The 25,843-nt window shown below is 62.4% G+C and carries 20 protein-coding genes and 2 pseudogenes; 5 read left to right on the top strand and 17 right to left on the bottom strand.

All coding sequences use genetic code 11. The annotated features are described in order from the left end of the window. Positions 1-78: 78 nt before the first annotated feature. The 5 genes from tal to pgl are packed head-to-tail and all read left to right on the top strand — an operon-like array spanning position 79 to position 6,142. Entirely contained in the window at positions 79-1,200 is a 1,122-nt protein-coding gene (gene tal, locus Q4P21_RS04055; RefSeq protein WP_303387557.1) for a transaldolase, read from the top strand. Between the two features lie 5 nt (positions 1,201-1,205). Next, positions 1,206-2,843 (top strand): glucose-6-phosphate isomerase, encoded by a 1,638-nt coding sequence (locus Q4P21_RS04050; RefSeq protein WP_303387556.1) that lies wholly within the window; start codon positions 1,206-1,208, stop codon positions 2,841-2,843. A gap of 16 nt (positions 2,844-2,859) precedes the next feature. Next, a complete protein-coding gene (zwf, locus tag Q4P21_RS04045; protein ID WP_303387555.1) occupies positions 2,860-4,404 on the top strand; it encodes a glucose-6-phosphate dehydrogenase in 1,545 nt (514 codons plus the stop codon). Next, positions 4,401-5,342, top strand: coding sequence for a glucose-6-phosphate dehydrogenase assembly protein OpcA (locus tag Q4P21_RS04040; RefSeq protein WP_303387575.1), 942 nt, complete (start codon positions 4,401-4,403; stop codon positions 5,340-5,342). Before zwf ends, Q4P21_RS04040 begins: the two co-directional genes overlap by 4 nt. Beyond that, complete coding sequence (gene pgl, locus Q4P21_RS04035) at positions 5,339-6,142, top strand: 6-phosphogluconolactonase (RefSeq protein ID WP_303387554.1); 804 nt, start codon at positions 5,339-5,341, stop codon at positions 6,140-6,142. The genes Q4P21_RS04040 and pgl overlap by 4 nt, the downstream gene beginning before the upstream one ends. Before the next feature lie 79 nt (positions 6,143-6,221). Here pgl and secG read toward each other — a convergent pair whose 3' ends face one another. The 17 genes and pseudogenes from secG to Q4P21_RS03950 all read right to left on the bottom strand — a co-directional run. Beyond that, the gene (secG, locus tag Q4P21_RS04030; protein WP_207344382.1) at positions 6,222-6,473 is read right to left on the bottom strand and encodes a preprotein translocase subunit SecG; all 252 of its coding nucleotides are present in this window, start codon (positions 6,471-6,473) and stop codon (positions 6,222-6,224) included. A 75-nt stretch (positions 6,474-6,548) separates the two neighbouring features. Continuing rightward, positions 6,549-7,364: a triose-phosphate isomerase gene (gene tpiA / locus Q4P21_RS04025; protein ID WP_303387574.1), complete on the bottom strand. Its 816-nt coding sequence runs from the start codon at positions 7,362-7,364 to the stop codon at positions 6,549-6,551. Between the two features lie 111 nt (positions 7,365-7,475). Continuing rightward, a pseudogene (gene pgk / locus Q4P21_RS04020) lies at positions 7,476-8,711 on the bottom strand (phosphoglycerate kinase); the annotation flags it as partial. Positions 8,712-8,719: 8 nt separating this feature from the next. Then, positions 8,720-9,727: a type I glyceraldehyde-3-phosphate dehydrogenase gene (gap, locus tag Q4P21_RS04015; RefSeq protein WP_303387553.1), complete on the bottom strand. Its 1,008-nt coding sequence runs from the start codon at positions 9,725-9,727 to the stop codon at positions 8,720-8,722. Between the two features lie 242 nt (positions 9,728-9,969). Continuing rightward, a complete protein-coding gene (locus Q4P21_RS04010) occupies positions 9,970-10,593 on the bottom strand; it encodes a superoxide dismutase (protein WP_207344379.1) in 624 nt (207 codons plus the stop codon). A gap of 107 nt (positions 10,594-10,700) precedes the next feature. Next, positions 10,701-11,681, bottom strand: a complete 981-nt coding sequence (whiA, locus tag Q4P21_RS04005) for a DNA-binding protein WhiA (protein WP_303387552.1) — start codon at positions 11,679-11,681, stop codon at positions 10,701-10,703. Between the two features lie 25 nt (positions 11,682-11,706). Beyond that, the gene (gene yvcK, locus Q4P21_RS04000; protein ID WP_303387573.1) at positions 11,707-12,687 is read right to left on the bottom strand and encodes a uridine diphosphate-N-acetylglucosamine-binding protein YvcK; all 981 of its coding nucleotides are present in this window, start codon (positions 12,685-12,687) and stop codon (positions 11,707-11,709) included. A 17-nt stretch (positions 12,688-12,704) separates the two neighbouring features. Continuing rightward, positions 12,705-13,625, bottom strand: coding sequence for an RNase adapter RapZ (rapZ, locus tag Q4P21_RS03995; RefSeq protein WP_303387551.1), 921 nt, complete (start codon positions 13,623-13,625; stop codon positions 12,705-12,707). Between the two features lie 66 nt (positions 13,626-13,691). After that, positions 13,692-15,695 (bottom strand): excinuclease ABC subunit UvrC, encoded by a 2,004-nt coding sequence (gene uvrC, locus Q4P21_RS03990; protein WP_303387550.1) that lies wholly within the window; start codon positions 15,693-15,695, stop codon positions 13,692-13,694. A 3-nt stretch (positions 15,696-15,698) separates the two neighbouring features. Then, positions 15,699-16,367: a 1-acyl-sn-glycerol-3-phosphate acyltransferase gene (locus Q4P21_RS03985; protein WP_303387549.1), complete on the bottom strand. Its 669-nt coding sequence runs from the start codon at positions 16,365-16,367 to the stop codon at positions 15,699-15,701. Next, on the bottom strand, positions 16,354-17,145 hold the full coding sequence (locus Q4P21_RS03980; protein WP_303387548.1) for an HAD hydrolase-like protein: 792 nt from the start codon (positions 17,143-17,145) through the stop codon (positions 16,354-16,356). The genes Q4P21_RS03985 and Q4P21_RS03980 overlap by 14 nt, the downstream gene beginning before the upstream one ends. Before the next feature lie 194 nt (positions 17,146-17,339). Then, positions 17,340-20,228 (bottom strand): excinuclease ABC subunit UvrA, encoded by a 2,889-nt coding sequence (gene uvrA / locus Q4P21_RS03975; RefSeq protein WP_303387547.1) that lies wholly within the window; start codon positions 20,226-20,228, stop codon positions 17,340-17,342. 113 nt (positions 20,229-20,341) lie between these two features. After that, on the bottom strand, positions 20,342-20,725 hold the full coding sequence (locus Q4P21_RS03970; protein WP_303387546.1) for a GntR family transcriptional regulator: 384 nt from the start codon (positions 20,723-20,725) through the stop codon (positions 20,342-20,344). Next, positions 20,722-22,656 carry an ABC transporter ATP-binding protein gene (locus tag Q4P21_RS03965; RefSeq protein WP_303387545.1) on the bottom strand — a complete coding sequence of 645 codons (1,935 nt, stop codon included), beginning with the start codon at positions 22,654-22,656 and terminating at the stop codon, positions 20,722-20,724. The genes Q4P21_RS03970 and Q4P21_RS03965 overlap by 4 nt, the downstream gene beginning before the upstream one ends. After that, entirely contained in the window at positions 22,653-24,416 is a 1,764-nt protein-coding gene (locus Q4P21_RS03960; protein ID WP_303387544.1) for an ABC transporter ATP-binding protein, read from the bottom strand. Before Q4P21_RS03960 ends, Q4P21_RS03965 begins: the two co-directional genes overlap by 4 nt. Positions 24,417-24,547: 131 nt before the next feature. Further along, positions 24,548-25,246, bottom strand: a complete 699-nt coding sequence (locus tag Q4P21_RS03955) for a PIG-L deacetylase family protein (RefSeq protein WP_303387543.1) — start codon at positions 25,244-25,246, stop codon at positions 24,548-24,550. Further along, a pseudogene (locus Q4P21_RS03950) lies at positions 25,243-25,843 on the bottom strand (trans-aconitate 2-methyltransferase); the annotation flags it as partial. The pseudogene Q4P21_RS03950 and the gene Q4P21_RS03955, both read right to left, overlap by 4 nt.

Here is a 25,843-nt window from a genome sequence, read left to right as displayed (position 1 = left end):
TTGCCGACGGCAAGGGAATGGAATCCCCGCCTGCAATGCTGAACAATGCAGGGCCCTGAACTTTAAGGAAGTAGCAAAATGACGAACACCACACCCACCGCCGCTCTCTCCGCCGCCGGCGTCTCCATCTGGCTTGACGATCTCTCACGCACCCGCCTGAACAGCGGCAGCCTGGCCAAGCTCATCGAGGAAAAGAACGTTGTCGGCGTCACCACCAACCCCAGCATCTTCGAAGCGGCCATCACCAAAAGCGCCGACTACAAGCCGGAATTGAAGAAGTTCTCCGCCGCCGGTGTCGGTGCCGAAGATGCCGTGTTCGAACTCACCACGGCAGATGTTGCCGACGGTTGCGACCTCTTCGCCCCCATCGCCGAAGCGACCAAGGGTGTCGATGGCCGCGTCTCCATCGAGGTTGACCCGCGCAAGGCATGGGACACCGAAGGCACCATCGCCGAAGCCAAGCGCCTGTACGCCAAGGTGGACAAGAAGAACGTCTACATCAAGATTCCCGCAACGGTTGAGGGCTTGGAAGCCATCACGGCCACCGTGGGCGCTGGCATCAGCGTCAATGTGACCTTGATCTTCTCCCTCGAGCGCTACCGCGCCGTTGTCAACGCGTTCCTCAGCGGCCTCGAACTGGCCAAGACCAACGGCCACAACCTGGCCGACATCCACTCGGTGGCATCCTTCTTCGTCTCCCGCGTGGACTCGGAGATCGACAGCCGCCTGGACGCCATTGGCACTGAGGAAGCAGCCGCACTCAAGGGCCAGGCCGGCCTCGCCAACGCACGCCTGGCATACCAGGCGTTCGAGGAGATCTTCTCCTCCGAGCGCTGGGCACTGCTGGCCGACGCCGGCGCACTCCCCCAGCGTCCGCTCTGGGCTTCCACGGGTGTGAAGAACCCGGCCTACCCCGACACGCTGTACGTCACCGAGCTCGTGGCAGCCAACGTCGTGAACACCATGCCGGAGAAGACTCTCGACGCAACGTTCGAGCACGGGGTGGTCACCGGCGACACCATCACCGGCACCTACGAAGACTCCAATGCGCTGCTCAATAAGCTCGAAGGCCTCGGCATCTCCTACAACGAGGTTGTGGCCCTGCTTGAAACTGAAGGCCTGGACAAGTTCGTCGCCAGCTGGAAAGAGCTGCTAAACCACGTTCAGGATGCCCTGGACGCTGCGGGTGCGGAAGGCTAAGAACCATGACATCACTGGCCTTTGCGGCAACTGGTGCTGCCCAAGAAGCCGGCAGCACGTTCCTGTTGACCCTTGCCGCCGACCAGGTTGCCTCACGCATCTTCGCCAAGGACCCCACGTTGTGGGGCCCGGATGCCGAAGCCGAGTCAGCCATCCGGCTCGGCTGGGTGGAGGCGCCCGAGGTCTCGGCTGCCCTGCTCGAGGACATCACCGCACTGCGCGATGAACTGCGTGCCGAAGGCATTAACCACATCGTGCTCTGTGGCATGGGCGGGTCCTCGCTGGCCCCTGAAGTCATCACTGCCACAGCCGGAGTTGAACTCACCGTCCTGGACAGCACGGATCCCGACCAGGTGCGGACAGCCGTCAGCGACCGTCTCGAGTCAACGGCCATCGTGGTCTCCTCCAAGTCCGGTTCGACGCTGGAAACTGATTCCCAGCGCCGCATCTTCGAGCAGGAGTTCACGGCCGCCGGCATCGACGCCAAGTCACGCATCGTGATTGTCACCGATCCCGGCTCACCGTTGGACAAGTCAGCCCGGAAGGCCGGATACCGCAAGGTCTTCAATGCCGACCCCAACGTGGGTGGGCGCTACTCGGGGCTGACTGCCTTCGGCCTGGTCCCTTCGGGGCTGGCCGGTGCGGACATTGCCGCCCTGCTTGATTCGGCCGAGGAAGCGGCGGAAATGCTGCGCGATGACGACGTTGACAATGTTGGGCTGCGCCTCGGCGCAGCCCTGGGCGGAACGAAGCCCCTGCGCAACAAGATTGTCATTGTCGATGAAGGCTCGGGAATGGTTGGCTTAGCGGACTGGGCCGAGCAGTTGCTGGCTGAGTCCACGGGTAAATCCGGAACCGGTGTACTTCCTGTCGTGGCCCAACCTCATTCTCCCGAGGTCACGGCGGGCGCTCCGGACGTGCTGGTGGTGCGCCTCATTGCCGGGGACGCCGACGTTGAACTTCGCGAAAACGAAGTGAGTATTGCCGGCAGCCTGGGTGCGCAGATGATGGTGTGGGAATTTGCCACCGCCGTCGCCGGACGCCTGCTGGGCATCAACCCCTTCGACCAGCCCGATGTGGAAGCTGCCAAGGCGGCCGCACGTGGCCTGCTTGATGAGACACCTGCCGCCACACCAGCGCTATTCACTGACGGTGCCATCGAGGTGCGCACTGCCAACGACGACGCCGGATGGCTGGCTGGCGCTGCCACGCTGGGCGAGGCTCTCGCCGCGTTGACGGGTACACTGCCAGCTGATGGCTACCTCAGCGTCCAGGTTTATCTGGACCGGCTGACCAACGCTTCCTTGGCCGCGATCCGGGATGAGCTGGCGGAAGCCACGCAGCGTCCCGTCACGTTTGGCTGGGGTCCGCGTTTCCTGCATTCAACGGGCCAGTTCCACAAGGGCGGACCCGCCGTGGGTATTTTCCTGCAGGTGACCGGAACTGCAGCGCAGGACCTGGCAATTCCGGACCGGCCTTTCGGTTTTGCGGAACTGATCGCTGCCCAGGCAGCCGGGGATGCCGCCGTGCTGGCAGCCCATGGCCGTCCGGTGCTGCGCCTGCACTTGACGGACGTGGCCGCCGGCGCGGTTCAACTTACACAGGCGGCGGCAGCACTTGCCGCCCGCCCACTCGACGCATAAGGGTACCTCCCAAAAGATGTCTAACTCTGCCTCAAATCATAATGAAAACCCGCTCCGGGACAGCCGCGACCGCAGGCTGTCCCGCGTTGCGGGCCCATCGTCACTGGTACTTTTTGGAGTGACCGGGGACTTGGCACGCAAGAAACTCATGCCTGCCGTGTACGACCTGGCCAACCGCGGCCTGCTCCCGCCCAGTTTTGCCCTGGTGGGCTTTGCCCGCCGTGGCTGGGCCGACGAGGACTTTGCCGCCGAGGTCAAGACTTCCGTCCAGGCACACTGCCGCACCCCGTTTGATGAGGCCGTCTGGAACCAGCTGCGCGAGGGCATCCGCTTTGTCCAGGGCGAGTTTGACGACGACGACGCCTTTGAACGGCTGAAGACGACGCTGACCGAACTTGATGAAGTCCGCGGCACCCGAGGCAACCATGCCTTCTACCTCTCCATCCCACCCAAGGCCTTTGAGTTGGTCTGCCGCCAACTCTCCGACCACGGACTGGCACAGACCGAGGATGAAAGCTGGCGCCGCGTCGTCATCGAAAAGCCCTTTGGCCATAACCTGGCGTCAGCCCGTGCCCTCAACGACATCGTGGAGTCCGTCTTCCCGGCGGACGCCGTCTTCAGGATCGATCACTACCTGGGCAAGGAAACAGTCCAGAACATTCTGGCCCTGCGCTTTGCAAACCAGTTCTTTGAACCACTGTGGAACGCCAACTACGTGGACCACGTGCAAATCACCATGGCCGAGGACATTGGCACCGGCGGCCGGGCCGGCTATTACGACGGCGTGGGTGCCGCCCGCGACGTCATGCAAAACCACCTATTGCAGCTCTTGGCGCTGACGGCCATGGAAGAGCCCATCTCCTTCAACGCAGACCACCTGCGCTCCGAAAAGGAAAAGTTGCTGGCAGCGGTCAAACTGCCCGAGGACCTGTCCAAGCATTCGGCGCGCGGTCAGTTCTCCGGAGGCTGGCAGGGCGGCGAGCAGGTGCTCGGCTATCTGGAAGAAGAGGGCATTGCCCCCGACTCCACGACTGAAACCTACGCCGCCATCCGCCTTGACATCCACACCAGGCGCTGGGACGGCGTCCCGTTCTATCTGCGCACGGGCAAACGCCTGGGCCGGCGCGTGACGGAAATTGCCGTCATGTTCAAACGCGCCCCCAACCTGCTGTTCACCGACCACGCAGAGGACGACTTCGGCCAAAACGCCGTCGTGATCCGGGTTCAGCCCGACGAGGGCGTGACCATCCGGTTTGGTTCCAAAGTTCCGGGCACGCAGATGGAAGTCCGCGACGTCACGATGGACTTCGGCTACGGGCATGCTTTCACCGAATCAAGCCCCGAAGCATATGAGCGGCTGATTCTCGACGTGCTGCTGGGAGAGCCGCCATTGTTCCCCCGCCACGGAGAAGTGGAACAGTCTTGGAAGATCCTCGACCCGTTTGAGGAATTCTGGGCAGCAGAGGGCGTGCGGCCCGAAAGTTATGAACCAGGGAGCTGGGGCCCCGCCTCGGCCGAAGAACTATTGAAACGAGACGGAAGGACGTGGCGCAGGCCGTGATAGTTGAACTGCCCAACACAACAACTTCCAAAATCACGAAGGAAATTGTCAAGATGCGCGAGCAGGGCGGCGTTGTCGCTCTGGGACGTGTGTTGACACTGGTGGTGATCACCCGCAGTGGATTTGAGGAAGAAGCAATCGCGGCGGCCAACCTGGCCAGCCGTGAGCATCCGTGCCGCATCATCGTGCTGGCCGCCGGATCAGCCGATGAACCCAACCGGATCGACGGCGAAATCCGGGTGGGCGGCGACGCCGGCGCCTCGGAAGTCATCGTCCTGCGCGGACAGGGGGAATTGGCGGTCGAAAGCGAGTCGCTGGTTTCAGCACTGCTGCTTCCGGACGCCCCCATCGTGGCCTGGTGGCCGCATGACGCCCCCGAGGTTCCCAGCAAGTCACCCGTGGGGCGGATTGCGCACCGGCGGATTACCGATTCAGGCAATGCAGGCGATCCACGCGTAGCCCTGAAGCACATCGCCGAAAGCTATGCTGCCGGCGATACGGACCTGGCTTGGACACGCCTGACGAACTGGCGCATCCAGCTTGCTGCGGCCTTGGACCAGTACGATCCCCGCAACCCCGTCACGGGATTGCGCGTGGCAGGCACCAGCGACTCCCCCAGCACGTTGCTGCTCGCTTCCTGGCTCTACCGGGCGCTCGATGTCCCCATCACCGTTTCGGAGGCTCCCGGCAGCACAGGCATCCATTCGGTGGTCATAGAGCGTGCCGACGGCAATGTGGAACTGACCCGTCCTGGTTCCATGGATGCCATCCTGTCACAGCCGGGCCAGCCGCAGCAGCATGTGGCTTTGCCGCGCCGCTCGCTGCAGGACTGCCTTGCGGAAGAGTTGCGCCGCTTGGACCCTGATGAAGTGTTTGGTGAAGTAGTCACCGAGGGCCTGTTGAGACTGTTGGCTGAAGAGAAGGTTGGACACCCATGAGTTCGAACGTTCGGATTACCCGGCACCCCTCCTTTGAGGTGTTGGCAGCCACGACGGCGGCACGGCTGATCACCCGCTTGTTGGATGTGCAAAGCGAACGCGGCGAAGCCACCGTGGTGCTGACAGGTGGCAGTGTTGGCATTGCCACCTTGCGCGAGGTCGCGAAGTCACCGGCACACCTCGCTGTTGACTGGGGCAAAGTGAACTTCTGGTTCGGGGACGACAGGTTCGTGCCGTCCGATTCCGCTGATCGCAACTGCCTCCAGGCTGCGCAGGCGCTGCTGGACCACGTTCCGGTGGATCCGGCCCGCGTCCACACCATGGCGGCTTCAGACACTGTTGACGGGTTGGAGGAAGCCGTGGCACAGTATGCGGCCGAGTTGGCTGCTGCCGCCCAAACCGAATGGGAGAACGACGACGCGTCCCCGGCGCAAGCTCCTGCCTTCCCCCGTTTTGACGTTCTGTTGTTGGGCCTTGGCCCCGACGCTCACATCGCCTCGCTCTTCCCCGAGATGGCGGGCATCCGCACTAAGGGTGTGCCCGTAGTAGGCGTACGCAATTCGCCCAAGCCACCGCCGTTGCGTGTCTCCTTGACCCTTGAGGTCATCAACTCAGCTCAGGAGATCTGGCTTGTGGCTGCGGGGGCTGACAAGGCTGCGGCAGTGGGTCTTGGGCTTGCCGGTGCCAACGCCGTCCAGGTGCCGGCCTCTGGCGCCCGCGGCATCAACAAGACGATGTGGCTGTTGGACCAGGCTGCTGCTGCGAAGGTGCCGGGAGCGCTCATGCGCAGCGAGCACTAGAACCTGTCAGTAAAAAGAGGTCCCGCCCGGCATGTGCCGGGCGGGACCTCTTTTTACTTGTTCTTGCGTGGAGCAGAAGCTAGTTGACGTTTCCGTAGGACATAATGAGGCCCAGGCCGATGATGACCGCACCCCATACGAGGCCCAGGATCACCGTGAAGCGGTTGAGGTTGCGCTCAGCCACACCGGAGGAACCGAGGTTTGAGCTCATGCCACCACCAAACATGTCTGACAGGCCGCCGCCGCGCCCCTTGTGCAGCAGGATCAACAGGGTCAGCAGCAAGCTGGTGACGCCCAGGAGAATCTGCAGGGCAATTTGTAGTGTTTGCACTAGTGGCCTTTCGCCATGTTAACGATTTGGGTAAAGTCTAGCGTTGTCCACTGGCACATAGCCAATGCGCAGGCGCTACTTGGTGACGAGGTGCTTTTCAAAACGGGCAATACTGGCGAATTCGCCGGCATCCAGGCTTGCCCCGCCCACCAGCACGCCGTCGACGTCACGCTCGGCCATGATGGCACCAACGTTGCTGGCCTTGACCGAGCCACCATACAGCAGGCGGGTCTTGGCTGCGGTTTCGCCGTCAAACAGCTCAGCGAGTTCAGCACGGATCGCTGCACACATCTCCTGGGCGTCGGCAGGTCCGGCAACTTCGCCTGTCCCGATGGCCCAGACGGGTTCGTAGGCAATGACAAGGTTCGCGGCCTGCTCGGCGCTCAGGCCGGCAACTCCACCACGAACCTGGGCCAGTGTGTGCTCCACGTGGGTGCCGGCCTGGCGGATCTCAAGGCCTTCACCTGCGCACAGCACGGGAGTGACTTCATTGCGGAGCGCTGCCTTGACCTTGGCGTTGAGCAGTTCGTCGCCCTCGCCGTGAATGCTGCGACGTTCGCTGTGTCCCACCAGCACATAGGTGCATCCGAGCTTGTTCAGGAACGCACCGGAGATGTCCCCCGTGTAGGCGCCGGAGTCCTGCTCGGAAAGGTCCTGGCCGCCATAAACCAGCTCAAGCTTGTCACCCTGCACCAGAGTCTGGACGCCGCGCAGGTCGGTGAAAGGGGGGAAGACGGCAACTTCCACCCGGCTAAAGTCGTGGCGTGCATCGGAAAGGGTCCAGGCGAGCTTCTGCAGCAACGTGATGCCCTGAACATGGTCCATATTCATCTTCCAGTTGCCCGCGATCAGCGGTGTCCGGTCGAAGCTGCCATTGGTTGACGTTGTCATCATTTTCTCGTTTCTTGCATCACTTTAAGTACAACTGAGTCAATTCTGAGCCGAAAGTCGGTTCCGGCAAAAAGTGGCGGCAGGGAAACCCTGCCGCCACGTGTGGTCCAAGCGGTCGAGCGCGAGCAGGCCCGGAAGTTCCTTACCTTCAAGGTACTCCAGACTGGCCCCGCCGCCCGTGGAGATGTGCCCGAACGATTCATCGGCAAAGCCCAGTGAACGAACTGCCGAGGCAGAGTCGCCGCCGCCCACCACGGTGAACCCGCCGTTGCTGCTGTTCTCGCTGAGGGCACCGGCAACTGCGCGCGTCCCTTCGGCAAATGCGGGGAACTCGAACACTCCCATGGGACCGTTCCAGAACACGGTCTTTGCAGTGCCAATGGCAGCAGCAAAGGCTGCACCGGAGTCCGGGCCAATGTCCAAGCCCAAACCGTTTGCACCGAACGCGCTGGCCTCAATGGCATCGGCTGCAACCACTTCGTGCTGTGCATCGGCTGCGAAGCCTGCCGCCACAACAACGTCGGTGGGCAAGACGAAACTGGTGCCAGCTTCCGCCGCGCGGGCCAGGTAGTCCTTGACCACCGGGATCTGATCCACTTCAAGCAGCGAGGCGCCCACCTTGTGTCCCTGCGCAGCAAGGAAGGTAAACATCATGCCTCCGCCAACAAGGATTGAATCTGCCTTGCCAATGAGGTTGTCAATGACGGCCAGCTTGTCCGAAACCTTCGAACCACCCAGCACTACCACGTAGGGCCGTTCCGAATCGGTGGTCAGCTTCCGCAGCACTTCCAACTCTGCACGCACCAGGTCGCCCTGGTACGACGGCAGCGCCTTGGCGATGTCATACACACTGGCATGCTTGCGGTGAACGGCGCCAAAGGCATCGTCCACATAAGCGCCGTTGTCCCCCGTGAGGGAGGCGAGCTCGGCCGCAAAAGCCGCGCGTTCGCCGTCGTCCTTGGACGTCTCACGAGCGTCAAAGCGGACGTTCTCCAGCACCAGCACCGAACCGTCGGCCAGCGCCTCCGCGCCAGCCTTTGCAGCGGGGCCCGTGGTGTCCGCAGCAAGCGTTGCCTGCAATGCGGGCGCCAACTCGGCCAGCCGTGCAACGGCAGGAGCGAGCGAATACTTGGCTTCAGGGGCGCCCTTGGGACGGCCCAAGTGGGCTGCCACGAGGACACGCGCACCGGCGTTGGCCAATGCCGTGATCACAGGCAGGGACGCCTTGATGCGTCCATCGTCACTGACGAGTGAGCCGTCGAGCGGCACGTTCAGGTCACTTCGAACCAGAACGTACCGCCCGCGGACACCTTCATCGATGAGTTCGCTGAGGGTGTGGAGTGTCATTCGTATCCTTAGAGTTTGGAGCCGACGAGTTCAGTCAGGTCGACCAGGCGGTTGGAGTAGCCCCACTCGTTGTCGTACCAGGAGACTACCTTGACTTGGTTTCCGATGACCTTGGTCAGGCCGGAGTCAAAGATGGACGATGCCGGATCCCCGACGATGTCCGAGGAGACGATCGGGTCTTCGGTGTAGACCAGGTAACCGGCGAGCTTGCCTTCAGCAGCGGCTGCCTTGTAGGCGGCGTTCACTTCGGCGACAGTGACCTCGCGGCTGACCGTGACGGTAAGGTCAGTGGCGGAACCGGTGGGGACGGGCACGCGGATGGCGTAGCCGTCCAGCTTGCCCTTCAGCTCCGGCAGGACCAGGCCGATCGCCTTGGCTGCACCGGTGGAGGTGGGGATCATGTTCACTGCGGCGGCGCGGGCACGGCGCAGGTCCCTGTGGGGGCCGTCCTGCAGGTTCTGGTCCGCCGTGTAGGCGTGGATGGTGGTCATCAGGCCATGCTCGATGCCGAAGCTGTCGTTGAGCACCTTGGCCAGCGGGCCGAGGCAGTTCGTGGTGCACGATGCGTTGGAGATGATGTGGTGCGTTGCGGGGTCGTACAGCTCGTCGTTGACGCCGAGGACGACGGTGAGGTCTTCGTCGGAGGCCGGTGCGGAGATGAGGACCTTCTTGGCGCCGGCATCGATGTGCTTCTGTGCGTCGGCGGCCTTGGTGAAGAAACCAGTGGACTCGATGACGATGTCCACGTTCAACTCGCCCCAGGGCAGGTTGGCAGGATCGCGCTCGGCGAACACGGTGATGGTCTTGCCGTCCACAACAAGGTGTCCATCCACAACTTCCACGGAAACGGGCAGGCGACCGCTTACGGAGTCGTACTTGAGCAGGTGGGCCAGAGCCTCGGGGCTGGTCAAGTCATTGACGGCAACGATTTCGATGTCTGCGCCCTGGGCCAGGACTGCGCGGAAATAGTTGCGGCCGATGCGGCCAAAGCCGTTGATTCCAATACGAGTAGTCACGATAGTTCTCTCCTTGGTGCTCATGCGAGCACGCGTAGTGAGGTTGAAGGTCACCTTCAACCGTTGTTTCCCGCACGACGTTGGGCAGAGACTTACTTGTGCGGCGTGTTGCTGGGCAACCGCCGTGATCTATATTACTTACTCTGGAGCCCGCTCCGGAAATCTTACGGAGCGGGCCCCAAATATTGCATGTGCCAGCTGCGTCTTCGCAACCTTGGGGCCCTGCATCTCGGGCCTTGTGCCTACGGCAGGATCAGGCCGGTGGCGTTCTTGCTGGCCGCTGCGAAACGCTTGGAGACGTCCGCCCAGTTCACAATGTTCCAGAATGCCTTGACGTAGTCTGCCTTCACATTGACGTAGTCGAGGTAGAAAGCGTGCTCCCACATGTCCAGCATGAGCAGCGGTGTCGTGGCTACGGGGATGTTGCCCTGCTGGTCGAACAGCTGCTCGATGAGCAGGTTGCCGCCGAGGCCTTCAAAGGACAGCAATGCCCAGCCGGAGCCCTGGATGCCCATGGCTGCAGCTGTGAAGTGCGCGCGGAAAGCGTCAAAGGAACCAAAGGCGTCGTCAATGGCTGCGGCCAGTTCACCCTCGGGCTTGTCGCCGCCTTCGGGGGAAAGGTTGTTCCAGAAGATCGAGTGGTTGGTGTGACCGCCCAGGTTGAAGGCCAAATCCTTGGAGTACTTGGCGACGTTGGCGAAGTTGTTGCTTTCGCGGGCTTCGGCGAGCTGGTCCATTGCAGTGTTCGCGCCAGCCACGTAGGCGGCGTGGTGCTTGCTGTGGTGCAATTCCATGATGCGGGCGGAAATATTCGGTTCCAGGGCAGCGTAATCATAGCTGAGTTCCGGAAGTGTGTACTTAGTCACTGTTCCTCCATTGCGATTCTTCTTGGTGTCTGACCGGAGCCGAGCCCCGGACGCGGAACCACCGTCTCTGCGGCGGCTCCGCTCTCTACTCTTTCATACTAGGCGTCCTAGCCATCGAGCATGTCAAAAGTGACATTCGACTCAGTGCCCGGGATACCAGTATCTTTCGCCTTTTTGTCTGCCATGGCAAGCAGGCGCCGGATCCGTCCGGCAATGGCGTCCTTCGTCAGCGGCGGGTCGGCAAGCCGGCCCAGCTCATCAAGACTCGCCTGCTTGTGAGCCACACGCAGTGCCCCGGCGTACTTCAAGTGGTCCGGGACGTCCTCGCCCAAAATTTCCAGAGCCCGTTCAACACGGGCGCCGGCAGCGACTGCGGCCTGTGCCGAGCGGCGCAGATTGGCGTCGTCGAAATTGGCGAGGCGGTTGGCCGTGGCCCGCACTTCCTTGCGCATGCGCCGTTCCTCCCAGACAAGGAACGTGTCATGGGCGCCCATGCGCACCAACAGTGCAGCGATGGTATCGCCGTCACGAATGACCACCCGGTCGATGCCCCGCACGTCACGGGCCTTGGCGGAAATGTCCAGCCGCCGTGCAGCACCCACCAGCGCCAGTGCTGCTTCGGGGCCCGGGCAGGTGACTTCAAGGGCTGAGGAACGTCCTGGTTCCGTCAGCGAACCATGGGCCAGGAATGCCCCGCGCCACACAGCCTCGGCGTCAGCGGTGGAGCCGTTGACGACGGCGGACGGCAGGCCGCGCACGGGCCGGCCCCGCCCGTCCAGCAAACCGCTCTGCCGGGCCAGTGCCTCGCCGTCGCGCACTACACGCACCACATAGCGGCTGCCGCGGCGCAGGCCGCCGCCGGAAACCACGACGATTTCACTTTGATGCCCATACATTTCGGCAATGGCCGCCCGCAGGCGCCGCGCGGTGGCCGCTGTGTCCACTTCGGCTTCAATGACAATGCGCCCGGAGACGATGTGAAGTCCGCCGGCAAAGCGCAGCAGTGCTGACACTTCGGCCTTGCGCACCGAGGACTTCTTCACGTCAAGCCGGGACAATTCCTCTTTAACGGCAGCTGTCAGCGCCATGGTTCAGCCTTCACTTTCACGAGCATTAGTGTTCCCCAAAAATATCGCGGTATGCAGCTGCCAGACGCAGCGGGTCGTGGACGGCCGTGCCGGTGGAACTTCCCACCTGGGCAAAGACAACCTCTGCCCCGATCATGGCGGCTGCTTCCTTAAACTCGACCAGGTCTCCCACCGAATGCGGGTCGGCCAGCACAACGTCGACACTGAAGTTGGGGGCGTAGCGTGAGATCACATGCAAATGGTCGGCTGCGTTCATGCCCACCGCCTCGGCATCATTGACGTCCAGGTTCATGGTGAGCAGGCGTTTGGCACTGGTGCTGCACAACGCCTCACGCATGGTCGGCAGCAGCAGGTGCGGCAGCACCGAGGTGTACCAGGAACCTGGTCCCAGCACCACCCAGTCGGCGTTGCGTATGGCCGCAACGGCTTCGGTGCAAGCCGGGGCATCCTGTGGCACTAGCTGCACGTTTTCCACTTCGCCAGCTTTGGCCAGCAGTGACTGGCCGCGGATCAGCTGCCCCGGTGTCCCGTTGCCGCGCACGTGCCCTTCGATGGTCAGCGGGACGCTGGCCATCGGCAGCACCTCCCCGCGCGCGCCCAAGAGGGCACCAGCCCAGCGCAGGCCTGCCACGGTGTCTCCCAGCAGCTCCCACAGGGTGACGATGAGCAGGTTCCCGAGAGCGTGGTTGTCCAGCGACCCGGTGACGCCTTCCTTGGAACTGAAGCGGTGCTGCATGACGTCACGCCACGTGCGGCCCCAGTCGGTGTCATCACACAGCGCGGCCAGGGCCATCCGCAAGTCTCCCGGCGGAAGGACACCCAACTCTTCGCGCAGGCGCCCGGAGGAGCCGCCGTCGTCCGCGACAGTGACAACGGCAGTGATGTTCCCTGTCAGCAGACGCAGCGCGGACAGGGATGCGGACAGTCCGTGCCCGCCTCCGAGTGCGGCAACGCGCACACCGGCGTCGGGGCTTGGCAGTTTGCTCGCCGCGGGGATGATCGGCAGGATTCCCGTGTACACGCCTACTCCCGGCCCAGATCGCGGTGCCGGATGCTGGTGGTCACACGCGGCAGCTGGCTCAGGCGTTTTGCCAGCTCAATGGCGACTGCCACCGAGCGATGCTTTCCGCCGGTGCAACCTACGGCGATCGTGGCGTAGTGCTTGTTTTCGCGGCGGTAGCCCTCAAGCACCGGTTCCAGGGCGTGGACATAGCGGTCAACGAAGTCCGCAGCCCCATTGTCCTTGAGCACGAAGTTGCTGACCGCCTCATCCTGACCGGTCAGCGGGCGCAGCTGGGGAATCCAGTGCGGGTTGGGGATGAAGCGCACGTCCGCAACATAGTTGGCATCCACCGGCAGACCGTACTTGAAACCAAAGCTCATCACCGTCAGGGACAACACCACGGGGCCTGATTCGGAGAACAGCTCAGTGACTGCCGTGCCGAGCTGGTGGACGTTCATGACGGAGGTGTCAAGCACGATTTCCGCCTGCGACTTCATATCCGCCAGCAGCAACCTTTCGGCCGCAATGCCGTCAAGGATGCGGCCATCCTTTTGGAGCGGGTGCGGGCGGCGGCCTTGTTCAAACCGGCGGACCAGGGTGTCGTCGCTGGCATCCAGGAACAGCACCCGGTAGGCCACCCCAGCTGCGGAAAGCGCGTTGAGGGAGTCACGGATGTCGGCAAAGAGCGCCTTGCCGCGAACATCGACGACAACGGCGAGCTTGGGCAGCGCTGCCGGCATCCGTGCCACGAGCTCCGACAAGGTGCCCAGCATCTGCGGGGGCAGGTTCTCAATGACGTACCAGCCGTGGTCCTCCAGCGCGTTGGCAGCAGTACTGCGTCCGGCCCCGGACATGCCCGTGACCACCAGCAGTTCCGATTCAACAGGCTTCACGGGTGTCAATTCCACGTCTTCGACGGTTGGGTCTTGCTGTTCGGTCATTGCTCTTCCCTGTCGGTTGGTTGCCTGTGCGTGGCGGGCGCTATTGGCCGTTGCCACCCTGCAAGCCTAGTCAAGAATCTCGCCGGTGGTCATATTCACTGCCGGAGCAGCTTCTTCGACGCTGCCGGCACCTGCTCCTGCCGCGTTGACGGTGTCAAAAATCGCTTGCGCCAGCACTGGGCCAATACCCTTCGCCTCCGCAAGTTCTTCCAAACTGGCCGAGCGTATTTTCTTCAGCGAGCCAAAATGCGTCAGCAGGTTCTTCTGCTTGGCCGCACCCATCCCTGGAACGGTGTCAAGGATTGAGGCAGTCATGGCCTTGCCACGCTTAGCGCGGTGGAACGTGATGGCAAAGCGGTGCGCTTCGTCACGGATGCGTTGAAGCAGGTACAACCCTTCCGACGACCGTGGCAGGATCACAGGGAAGTCGCTGCCGGGCACCCACACTTCTTCCAGCCGTTTGGCCAGGCCCACCACGGCGACGTCGTCAATACCCAGCTCGGCAAGGGCACGGGCGGCAGCATTGACCTGGGGCACACCGCCGTCCACCACCACCAGGTTGGGCGGGTAGGCAAACTTTGACTTGGGCAGCATCCCGGCCTCCCCCGCACCCATCGGCTGAGCGGCACCGACTTCCCCACTGACTGACACCTGTTGCGCACGTTCTGCTTTTTCCGCAAGGTAGTTCTTGAAGCGCCGGGTGATCACGTCATGCATGGAGGCTGTGTCGTCGATGGCGGCATCACCGGTAATGGCGAACTTGCGGTACTCGCTCTTCTTGGACAGTCCGTCTTCCACCACCACCATCGACGCCACCACATTGGTGCCCTGCACGTGGGAGATGTCATAACACTCAATGCGCAGCAGTGGCATGGGCAGTTCGAGGGCCTCCTGCAGCTCCTGCAGGGCGAGGGAACGGGTGGTGAGGTCGCCCGCGCGTCGTGATTTGTGCAGAATCATGGCCTGGCGCGCATTGGCCTGGACGGTGTCCATCAGCGCCGCCTTGTCTCCGCGCTGGGGCACCTTGATGGACACCTTGCCGTGGCGCAGCCCACCCAGCCACACAGCCAGTTCCTCATGGTTGGAGGGAAGTTCGGGCACAAGGATTTGCCGCGGTATGGCCTCCGGCTGCGCTGCCTCCTCCCCGTAGACCTGCTGCATGAGGCGCTCCCACAATTCGGCGGGCGTGGCGTCCTCCACTTTTTCCACCACCCAGCCGCGCTGGCCCTTGATGCGCCCGCCGCGCACGTAAAACACTTGGACCGCTGCTTCGAGTTCATCTTGTTCGATGGCGAAGATATCCACATTCGTGTCCTCGGACAACACCACGGCGTTGCGTTCAAAGACCTTGCGCAAGGCGATGATGTCATCGCGCAGCCGGGCAGCCAACTCGTAGTCGAGTTCGGCCACTGCGGCAGCCATTTGCTTTTCCAGGTCCACGATGAAGCGTTTCGCCTCCCCGCTCATGAAATCGCAGAAGTCCTGGGCCAGTGCCTTGTGGTCCTCGATGCTGATGCGACCCACGCACGGGGCCGCGCACTTGTCGATGTAGCCCAACAGGCAGGGGCGACCGCTGCGTTCGGCACGGCGCAGCACCCCCGGACTGCAGCTACGCACGGGGAACACGCGCAGCAGCGTGTCCATGGTTTCGCGGATGGCCCCAGCCGTATAGGGGCCGAAGTATTTTGTGCCCTTGCGCCGTTCCCCGCGCATGACTTGGACCCGCGGGAACTTTTCCCCCATGGAAACAGCGAGGTAGGGGTACGTTTTGTCGTCCCGGAACGCCAAGTTGTAGCGGGGGGTGAATTCCTTGATCCACGTGTATTCGAGTTGCAGCGCCTCAAGCTCGCTGCCCACGATGGTCCACTGCACGCTGGCCGCGTGGTGGACCATGGCATGGGTTTTAGGCAGCAAAGTCGCGGGGTTGGCAAAGTACGAGTTCAGGCGCGAGCGGAGGTTTTTGGCCTTGCCGACGTAGATGATGCGCCCGTTCTCGTCGCGGAAACGGTAGACGCCGGGATCTGTGGGAATTTCGCCCGGTTTGGGCCTGTAGCTTTCTGGATTTGCCATGGGTTACTCGATGCTGGGGCTCTGGTTGTACTTCGTGCTGCGTTTCTGCCCGGACAGTTCCGCGATTGCGTCCATGATGGTGTCGGTAGCATGGCGGCGTGCCGGCAGGGAATGGTCCGGGCCGGTTTTATCAAAGTAGAGCGGCTTGCCAAAGCGCAGCGTGAACTTCGCCGGCCTGAACGTCTTTTTCCCGGCCGGCTGCAACTTTTCCGTGCCAATGACGCCCACGGGCACCACCGGTGCTCCGGTGGTCAATGCCAGCCAGCCCACTCCTGTGCGTCCCCGGTACAGGATGCCGTCGCGCGATCTGGTGCCTTCGGGATAGATGCCCACCCCTTCATCACGGCCCAGAATCTCCAACAGGGTTTTCAGTGCCTGCACACTGGCCGCCTGCTCGCCGCGTTCCACGGGAATGGAGTGCACAGACTCAAAGAACGACTTCATGGCCCTGCCCTTCAGGCCTTTGCCCGTGAAGTACTCAGCCTTGGCAAAGAATGACACCGGGCGAGGGGTCAGTGCCTGCACAATGACCGAGTCAAAGAAGGACAAGTGGTTGGGCGCCACAATGAAGGGACCCTCCACAGGCACATTCTCCAACCCCTCCACGGTAGGCCTGCACAGCGCAGCAATGGTGCCTCGCGTCAACACCCGGGTCAGGTCATACAGCTCCATGATGGGCCTCTCCTGATTTCCCTGACGTGCTGCTCGAGCGCATTTTCTCCGCCTGCGGTGCCGTGGGCGTTGCCAGTGCCAGTTCCAGTTCGCCGGCATTGTGGACAAGCACGCTCACACCCGCCCCGGCCAACTCACCGTCACCGGCAAATCCCCAGGCGACCCCAATGCAGTCGAGCCCGTTGCTGCGCGCCCCCTGCACGTCCTGACTCCTGTCCCCCACCATGACGGCATGCTCCACTCCGTTCGGGTGCGCAACCAGGTCCTGCAACGCTGCGGCAATGATCTCGTTCTTGCCGGGGCGGTAGCCGTCATCCCCAGGCATGAGCGACTCGTTGGAATGGGAGCCGCGAATAACAAAAAAGTAGTCGGCCAGTCCGTGGTGGGCTAAAAGCACCTTGGCGAGCGGCTCCGGCTTTTGCGTGGCAACAGCCAGCACCACGCCGTCGTTCTTCAACTGCCCCAACAGTTCCCTGACGCCCGGGTACACCAGTGACATTGCCATGCCACGTTCGCGGTACCACTGCCGGTAGATAGCGATTACTTCGTGCACCTGCGCCGCTGGCACGCCGGCAACGCGGATAAGGGTGTCAGCCAACTTGGGTCCGATCAGGCTGTTCAGGACGTTTGTGTCCGGGACCGGAATGTTCATGGCGCGGAGGGCATGTTCAACCCCACCGGTAATGCCGCCTGCAGGGTCCACCAGCGTGCCATCCAGATCAAAAATGACGGCTGAGCGGCGACCGGTGTTGTTTATGGCTGGAGAGGGCGTAGTCACGTCCATAGTTTCTCACGATAGGGCACCGGCTTGCCTCATCTATGTCCCAGCGCACATATTTCAGCACACTAGCCGGACATCAAACGCCTAAATGCTGCCCTGTCGGCTCGAGTCGTCGCGAGATGCCACTTGTGGTGCCCAAAACACGTTCTTGGGCGCCATAAGTGGCAACTCGTGCGTCGTAGTGGAAGGGGCTAGGGCGCCAGGACCTCGCGCAGGAACTCCGCCGTGTAGCTTTCCGTGCTTTTCGCCACTTTCTCCGGCGTGCCGGTGGCCACAACGCGCCCGCCGCCAGTGCCCCCGTCGGGGCCGAGGTCCACAATCCAGTCGGCACTCTTGATCACATCGAGGTTGTGTTCAATGACAATGACGGTGTTTCCCTTGTCCACGAGCCCCTGCAGCACGAGCAGCAGCTTGCGGATGTCTTCAAAGTGCAGGCCCGTGGTGGGCTCGTCCAAAACGTAGATGCTGCGTCCGTTGGAACGTTTTTGCAGTTCCGCAGCCAGCTTCACGCGCTGCGCCTCGCCGCCGGAGAGCGTGGTGGACGCCTGCCCCAGCCGCACGTAGCCAAGCCCGACGTCGACCAGCGTGCGCAGGTGCCTGGCGATCGGGGTGAACGCGGCGAAGAACTCCGCGCCCTCCTCGATCGGCATGTTCAGCACGTCCGCAATGGACTTGCCCTTGTAGTGCACCTCGAGGGTTTCACGGTTGTAGCGCGCGCCGTGGCACACCTCGCAGGGAACGTACACGTCGGGCAGGAAGTTCATTTCAATCTTCAACGTGCCGTCGCCCGTGCACGCTTCGCAGCGCCCGCCCTTGACGTTGAAGGAGAAGCGGCCCGGCTGGTAGCCGCGCATCTTGGACTCGTTCGTCTCCGCAAAGAGCTTGCGGATGTTGTCGAAAACGCCCGTGTACGTGGCCGGGTTGGAACGCGGGGTGCGGCCAATGGGGCTTTGGTCCACGTGGACCACCTTGTCGAGGTGTTCCAGCCCGTCAATGCGCAGGTGCCGACCGGCTACCTGCTTGGCACCGTTGAGCTTGTTGGCCAGGACCTTGTACAGGATCTCGTTGACGAGCGTTGACTTGCCGGAGCCGCTGACACCCGTGACCGCAGTGAACACACCGAGCGGGAACTTCACGTCAAGGTTGAGCAGGTTGTTTTCCTTCGCGCCCACCACGACGAGTTCACGTTTTTTGTCATACTTGCGCCGCTTGGCTGGCAGTGGAATGCTTCTGCGGCCTGATAGATAGTCACCTGTCAGGGAGCGGGTGTTGGCCAGCAGTCCCTCCAAGGAGCCGGAGTGCACCACTTCCCCGCCGTGCTCGCCGGCGCCGGGGCCGATGTCCACGATCCAGTCGGCCTCCTTGATGGTGTCCTCGTCATGCTCGACGACGATGAGCGTGTTGCCCAGATCGCGCAGGCGAGTCAACGTTTCAATGAGCCTGCGGTTGTCGCGTTGGTGCAGGCCGATGGACGGCTCGTCCAGCACGTAGAGGACGCCGACCAGGCCGGAGCCAATCTGTGTGGCCAGGCGGATGCGCTGGGCTTCACCGCCGGAGAGAGTGGCGGAGGCACGTTCCAGGTTCAGGTATTCCAGACCGACGTCCAGCAGGAACTTCAGCCGGGCTTGGATTTCCTTCAACACCTGGCTGGCAATCTGGGCTTCACGGCCGGTCAGTACCAGGTTGGATAGGAACGCAAAGCAGTCACGCATGGACAGCGCACATACTTCGGCGATCGACTTGTCGTTGATCAGCACTGACAGCGAGGCAGGATTCAGGCGTGCGCCGCCGCAGGACGGGCACGGAATCTGGCGCATGTACTCTTCGTAGCGGTCACGGGCGGAGTCCGACTCCGTTTCGGTGTGCTTACGCTGGATGTACTGCACGGCACCCTCAAAGCCGGTGCTGTACTTGCGTTCGCGGCCAAAACGGTTCTTGTACTGCACCACCACTTTGTGGTCCTTGCCGTACAGGATGGCGGTGCGCGCATCGGAGTCCAGCTTGTTCCATGGCGTCTCCAGCGCAAAACCGAGGTCCGCCGCCAGTCCGTCCAGGAGCCTGTTCCAGTAATCGGTGGTGGCGGTGCCCAGCGACCACGGGGCAATGGCACCTTCGCGCAGCGACAGGAACGGGTTGGGGACCACAAGCTCCTCGTCGACTTCGAGTTTCGTGCCGATGCCGCTGCACGCAGTACAGGCGCCAAAGGGGTTGTTGAAAGAGAACGAACGCGGCTCAATCTCATCGATGGCCAGCGGGTGCTCATTGGGACAGGCCAAATTCTCGGAGAAGGACCGCAAACGTGCAGGGTCCGCTTCCTCCAAGTCGACCAAGTCAGCCAGGACACGGCCGTCTGCCAGGCCCAAGGCAGTTTCCACGGAGTCCGTCAGGCGCTGCTGAATGCCATCCTTCACCACCAGGCGGTCAACCACCACCTCGATGGTGTGCTTGAACGTCTTCTTCAGCTTGGGCGGATCCGAGAGCTGGATCTGCTCGCCGTCGACCCGGGCACGCGAATATCCCTTGGCGGTGAGCTCCTTGAACAGCTCAACAAATTCTCCCTTGCGGTCCCGCACCACCGGCGCCAGGATCTGAAACCGTGTGCCGTCGGCCATCTCCAACAGCTGGTCCACGATTTGCTGCGGTGTCTGCTTCGCGATCGGCTCCCCGCACACGGGGCAGTGCGGTGTGCCCACCCGGGCCCAGAGCAGGCGCATGTAGTCATAGATTTCAGTGATGGTGCCCACGGTGGAACGGGGGTTCTTGCTCGTCGACTTCTGGTCGATCGAGACGGCCGGGGACAGCCCCTCGATGAAGTCCACATCGGGTTTGTCCACCTGGCCCAGGAACTGGCGCGCATAGGCGGAGAGGGATTCCACATAGCGGCGCTGACCCTCGGCAAAGATCGTGTCGAAAGCCAGCGAGGACTTTCCGGAACCGGAAAGCCCGGTGAACACGATCATGGCGTCACGCGGCAGGTCGAGGTCGACGTTGCGCAGGTTGTGTTCACGAGCCCCCTTGACCACCAGACGCGACAGGTCGGGGCGCTTTTGCACACTTGCAGGGGTTGAAGACTGGGCCATTGTTTCCTTCACATCACTGTCCACGGCAGGGCCGCGTAACGGCTGGCGGTCCGCCGCGCATTGCATTCATGATTTAGTCTAATCGAAAGTTCGTTCGAAGTATTGTTCAGATTTTAGCGGTGCTCAAGCGCTGCCGTGACGATGCGCAGCGCCTGCGCCTGCGGCACTCCCATTTCACGCACGACGGCGGCGAACACGTCCGCAGCAGCCGCCACCTGGGCGGCCATCTTGTCCCCCCCGGAGGCAACGGCCGTGCCGCTGCGCCCGGCGGTCACCACAATGCCTGCTTGCTCCAGCTCTCGGTATGCCCGGGCCACGGTGTTCGCTGCCACGCTGAGTTCGGCCGCAAGCGCCCGCACCGACGGTAGCCGGCTCCCCACGGCTAGGCCACCGGAGGATGCCAGATCAAGGATGCGCAGACGGATTTGCTCGAACGGCGGCACAGTTGACGCCGTGTCAAGGTGCCAGCGTCGCAAGAGTACATCCATTGAGTTCATCGCTGCGCCACCTCCTCCACCATGGGATCTCCGAATTGACTCATGTACAGATCGTAGTAGAAACCCTTGCGTGCCAACAGTTCCTCATGACTGCCTTGTTCAATGATCTCACCGTGGTCCATGACAAGGATCAGATCCGCATCACGGATCGTGGAAAGCCGGTGCGCGATGACGAAGCTGGTCCGGTTGGCGCGCAGCCGATTCATGGCTTGGCGGATCATGACTTCGGTGCGGGTGTCAACGGAGCTGGTGGCCTCGTCAAGGATGAGGATGCCAGGGTTGGAGATCCAGGCGCGCGCAATGGTCATGAGCTGGCGCTGCCCTTGGCTGAGCCCACCGCCGTCGTCCGTCAAGATGGTCTCGTAGCCATCCGGGAGTGAGCGCACAAAGTGCTCCACGTGCGTTGCCTTGGCCGCTGCCAGGATCTCCTCGTCGGTGGCATCCAGCTTCCCGTAGGCCAGGTTGGCCCGAATGGTGCCGATAAACAGCCACGCATCCTGCAGGACCATGCCGAACTGGCTGCGCAGGTCCTCGCGGGTCAGCTTGGCCGTGTTGACGCCGTCGACGGTGATGGTCCCGGAATCAATCTCGTAGAACCGCATGAGCAGGTTCACCAGCGTGGTCTTGCCAGCACCGGTGGGACCGACAATGGCCACCGTCTCACCCGGCTCGGCGACGAAGGAAAGGTCCTTGATGAGCGGCTCGTCCGGCTTGTAGCCAAAGTTGACGTGGTCGAACACGACGCGTCCGGCAGGCTCTGCCAAGAGGGCAGCTGGAATGTGGTCGGGCCGCTGCTCCTGCGCATCGAGCAGTTCAAAGACCCGCTCGGCCGACGCCACACCGGATTGGAGCAGGTTGATCATGCTGGCCAGCTGGGCCATGGGCTGGCTGAACTGGCGCGAGTACTGGATGAACGCCTGAACGCTGCCGATGGTGATGACGCCCTGGGCTACCTGGATACCGCCGAGCACGGCAATCACCACGTAGTTCAGATTCGCCACAAAGTTGGTGCTCGGCATGATGATCCCTGAAATGAACTGTGCCTTGGCACTGGATTCATACAGGTAGTCGTTGGAAACCTTAAACTTTTCAATCGCTGCTTCCTGCTGGCCGAAGGCCTTCACGATCTCGTGTCCGGTGAACATTTCCTCCACATGGCCGTTCAAGTCGCCCGTGCTTTTCCACTGTGCCGCAAATTGCACCTGTGACCGCTTGGCAATGAGCACCGTGATCAGGGCCACGATGGGCAGCGTGAGCAGGGAGATGCCGGCCAACAGCGGGGAGATGGAGAACATCATGCCCAGCACCCCAACGACGGTCAGGACGGCAATAAGGATCTGAGTCAGGGTCTGGTTGAGGGTTTGGCCGAAGTTGTCGATGTCATTCGTGACGCGGGACAGCACGTCACCGCGGGATTCTTCTTGAAAGTGGGACATGGGCAGCCGGTCGAGCTTTTCCTCAATGCCCTGCCGCAAGCGGTACATCGCACGTTGGACTATGCCTGTGGTCATGTAGCCCTGCGACCAGTTGAAGAAGAAGGCGCACACATACAGGCCCAGCACAACCAGCAGGATTGCCCCGAGAGCCGATAAGTCAAGGCCCTGTCCTGGCACCACGTTCATGGCTGAGAGCATGTCCGCCAGTTGACCTTGGCCGCTGGCACGCAGCGCTGCCACAGCCTGGTCCTTGGTGGTGCCAGCCGGGAACTGCTGGAGCATTTTCCCCACGACACCGTCAAAGATGATGTCCGTGGCGTTGCCCAGGATTTTGGGCGCCACCACTGACAAGCCCACCGAAATGGCGGCCATGACCAACACGACGGCGATGCGAACCTTGTCGGGGGCCATCAGCAGCAGGATTCGCTTAAGGCTGGGCCCAAAGTTCATGGCCTTTTTTTGTGGCGGACCGCCGCGTCCTCTCATCATGCTCATGCTGGGCTCTCCTGGTCCTCTGCGCTGATGTCCGAGTCCTCTGCGCTGAGTTGCGAGGTGACGATTTCTTGGTAGGTGGGGCACGTTTCGAGCAGTTGTTCGTGGGTTCCCTGTCCCACCAGACGCCCTTCATCAAGCACGAGGATATTGTCGGCATCCTTGATGGTGCCCACACGCTGTGCCACGACAAGCACGGCAGCCTCTCGGGTTACGGGTTTCAGGGCGGCCCGCAGCTTGGCGTCGGTGGCGTAGTCGAGGGCGGAGAAGCTGTCGTCAAACAAGTAGAGCGACGGCTGCGCCGTGATGGCCCGGGCTATGCACAGGCGCTGGCGCTGGCCGCCGGAGACGTTGGAACCGCCTTGTCCAATGGTTGCCTGCAGTTCCCCGGGCATGCGGCGCACAAAATCTGCGGCTTGGGCCGTCTCCAAGGCCTCCCACAACTGTTCATCGGTGGCGTCGGGGTTGCCCATGCGAAGGTTGCTGGCCACCGTCCCGGTGAACAGATACGCCTTTTGCGGCACGAGCCCGATGGAACCGCGCAGCCCTGCCAAGGTGACGGCCTTGATGTTGTATCCACCCAGCTCGATGTCCCCGGTCGTGGCATCCAACAGACGGGGTATGAGGTTCACCAGTGTGGACTTGCCGCTACCGGTGGAGCCGATGATCGCCGTCGTGGTTCCGGGGCCCGCGCTGAACGTGACACCCGAAAGGACGGGGTCCTTGGCACCGGGGTAACGGAACGCTGCGTCACGGACGTGCAACACGCCGTCGAGCTTGGCAACGTGCACGGCGTCCTGCGCGTCCACCACGGTGGAGTCCGTGGTGAGGACCTCCATGATGCGCTCAGCGCTGACGGCGGCGCGCGGGATCATCATGAACATGAACATGGCCATCATGACGGCCATGAGTATTTGCATGATGTAGCTCAGGAACGCCGTGAGGGCGCCGATCTGCATGGCACCGGAGTCGATCCGCTGCCCGCCGAACCACAGCACGCCCACGCTGGTGACGTTGACGACGAAGAAGATGGTGGGAAACATCAGGGCCATAAGTCGACCGGCCCGCAGTTGGGACGCTGTCAAGGCACCGTTGGCTGTGGCGAAACGGTCGGCCTCGTAGTTCCGGCGGCCGAAGGCGCGGATGACGCTGATGCCGGTGATTTGCTCGCGCAGCACGCCGTTGATGTCGTCGAGCTGGCGCTGGACCTTCCGGAAGGTGGGGACCAGGACACGCACAATGAGCCCGATGGCGACGAGTAGTACCGGGAGGATGACGAGCAGCAGGCCGGACAGTGGCACGTCCTGGGCCATGGCGAGGATGACTCCGCCGATGCTCATAATGGGCGCTGTCACCATCAGGGTGAAGGACATCAACGTGAGCATCTGCACTTGCTGGACATCGTTGGTGGTACGGGTAATCAATGACGGGGCACCGATGGTGCCCACTTCCTGGGAGGAAAACGTCTCGACTTTATTGAAAAGGTCGCGGCGGATCTGCCGTCCCACACCCATGGCCAGCCGGGCACTGAGATACGTGGCCGTGATGGCGCACACGATCTGACCGGCGGTGATCAGCAGCATCCATTGGCCCAAGCTCCAGATCAGGCCGATGTTGCCCTTGACCACGCCGTCGTCGATGATGTCGGCGTTGAGCGTGGGCAGGTACAACGTTGCCAGCGTTGACAGGAACTGCAGCACCACAATGGCAATCAACGGCACCTTGTGTGGTGCCAGATTGCGGGCAACAAGCTTGAACAGCACACATCCTCCTATGACTTGCGCGAATAATCAGTTCGCATTGACAACCATCCGCTGAGAACAATTTACTCCTGCCTGCCGACAATGTCTGTGCCCAACCGCTGAGAGCGGAACCGGGCCGCCGCTAGGCCTCTTCAGCCATAGAGTTCAAACGCCACTGCACCACCGTCCGTGACCATTTCGATGTGCCTGCGGGCCTGAATTTCCACGGCTTCGTCGCTGAGTGCCCGAAGGTATTCCTTGTGTTCGGCGAGCGAGGCCACCGCCTTTTCAATACTGGCGCTGCTGACGGTTTGGGCGTGCGTCGGCTGCGGCGAACTGATGGCAACCCACCGCACCTTGTGCCGGCGCAGTCCTTCCTGCAGCAATTCGGGGAAGATCCAGTCGTTGTCTGCGTCGGAGACGGCGTCCAGGACGGTGCGTCCCACGGCCCGGTGGTCGGCGCTGTTCCAACGTCCCGGCCCCCAGTGATCCCGGTGGTTGATTGTCAACACTAAGTCCGGCTTGACGCGGCGGATATGCCGGGCAAAATCCAGCCGCAGCCCAGGACCTTCCTGAATTCTTCCATCGGGATAGTGGAGCATGGTCAACTCACTGACACCCACCTGGTCGCACGCCCGCCGCTGTTCCACAGCACGAAGCGGCCCGGAAAGCTCCGGTGCCAGTCCGGCAATGCCTGCCTCACCATGGGTTGCCAGCAAATAGTGCAACTCCTTCCCCTGGGCAACCCATTCGGCAACCGCGGCCCCCTGCCCGTATTCGGGGTCGTCGGGGTGCGCCACAATCACCAGCGCCCGCTGCCAGTCCTGCGGAAACTCCTGAAGTTCACTCATTGCTTCTCTCCCACCATGAAAATGCGCCTAAATGGAAATACTGTGCCATGCCCACCCGGCGGATACGCCTGCGCGAGCACGGTTGCATACTCCTTCTCAAAGTGTTCGCTCTCATCCGGCCCCAACGCTGCCAGAACAGGGCTCAGACCGGTGCCACGCACCCAGTCAAGCACGGGGTCCTTGCCCTGCAGCAGGTGCAGGTAGGTGGTTTCCCACACTTCCGCCTGCACGCCAGCCCGCAGGAACAGCTCCTGATACTCGGCTGGCTCCCCCACCGCATCCCCGTGGCGCAGCACGCCGTCGAGCTGTTTGCGCCACCGGGCACTTGCTGCCAGTTCGCGCATGATCACGTGTGAGGGGGCGTTGAAGTTCCCGGGCACCTGCACGCCCAGCCACGCTCCGGGGTGCAACTCATCCAACCAACCAGCCATCAGGGCGCGGTGCCCGGGGACCCATTGGAGTGCAGCGTTGGATACGACGACGTCGGGGGCGCGGCTCTCCGGAGCACGTCCGTCGGGAGTCGGGCCGAACGTGTCCCCCGCAGGATGCCAGTCGGTGATGTCCGCCACAGCGAAACTGAGGCCCGGAGCATCAGAG

The organism is Arthrobacter sp., from assembly GCF_030540645.1.
Classification (GTDB): domain Bacteria; phylum Actinomycetota; class Actinomycetes; order Actinomycetales; family Micrococcaceae; genus Specibacter.
The sequence above is the reverse complement of the archived record's forward strand: the minus strand, read 5'-3'. Positions and strand labels throughout refer to the sequence as shown.

Excerpts from the sequence above, each read along its gene's own strand:
- tal (WP_303387557.1), top strand. The coding sequence starts at position 79 with ATGACGAACACCACACCCACCGCCGCTCTCTCCGCCGCCGGCGTCTCC.
- Q4P21_RS04050 (WP_303387556.1), top strand. The coding sequence starts at position 1,206 with ATGACATCACTGGCCTTTGCGGCAACTGGTGCTGCCCAAGAAGCCGGC.
- zwf (WP_303387555.1), top strand. The coding sequence starts at position 2,860 with ATGTCTAACTCTGCCTCAAATCATAATGAAAACCCGCTCCGGGACAGC.
- pgl (WP_303387554.1), top strand. The coding sequence starts at position 5,339 with ATGAGTTCGAACGTTCGGATTACCCGGCACCCCTCCTTTGAGGTGTTG.
- tpiA (WP_303387574.1), bottom strand. The coding sequence starts at position 7,364 with ATGACAACGTCAACCAATGGCAGCTTCGACCGGACACCGCTGATCGCG.
- whiA (WP_303387552.1), bottom strand. The coding sequence starts at position 11,681 with ATGGCGCTGACAGCTGCCGTTAAAGAGGAATTGTCCCGGCTTGACGTG.
- rapZ (WP_303387551.1), bottom strand. The coding sequence starts at position 13,625 with ATGACCGAACAGCAAGACCCAACCGTCGAAGACGTGGAATTGACACCC.
- uvrC (WP_303387550.1), bottom strand. The coding sequence starts at position 15,695 with ATGGCAAATCCAGAAAGCTACAGGCCCAAACCGGGCGAAATTCCCACA.
- Q4P21_RS03985 (WP_303387549.1), bottom strand. The coding sequence starts at position 16,367 with ATGGAGCTGTATGACCTGACCCGGGTGTTGACGCGAGGCACCATTGCT.
- uvrA (WP_303387547.1), bottom strand. The coding sequence starts at position 20,228 with ATGGCCCAGTCTTCAACCCCTGCAAGTGTGCAAAAGCGCCCCGACCTG.
- Q4P21_RS03970 (WP_303387546.1), bottom strand. The coding sequence starts at position 20,725 with ATGAACTCAATGGATGTACTCTTGCGACGCTGGCACCTTGACACGGCG.
- Q4P21_RS03965 (WP_303387545.1), bottom strand. The coding sequence starts at position 22,656 with ATGAGCATGATGAGAGGACGCGGCGGTCCGCCACAAAAAAAGGCCATG.
- Q4P21_RS03955 (WP_303387543.1), bottom strand. The coding sequence starts at position 25,246 with ATGAGTGAACTTCAGGAGTTTCCGCAGGACTGGCAGCGGGCGCTGGTG.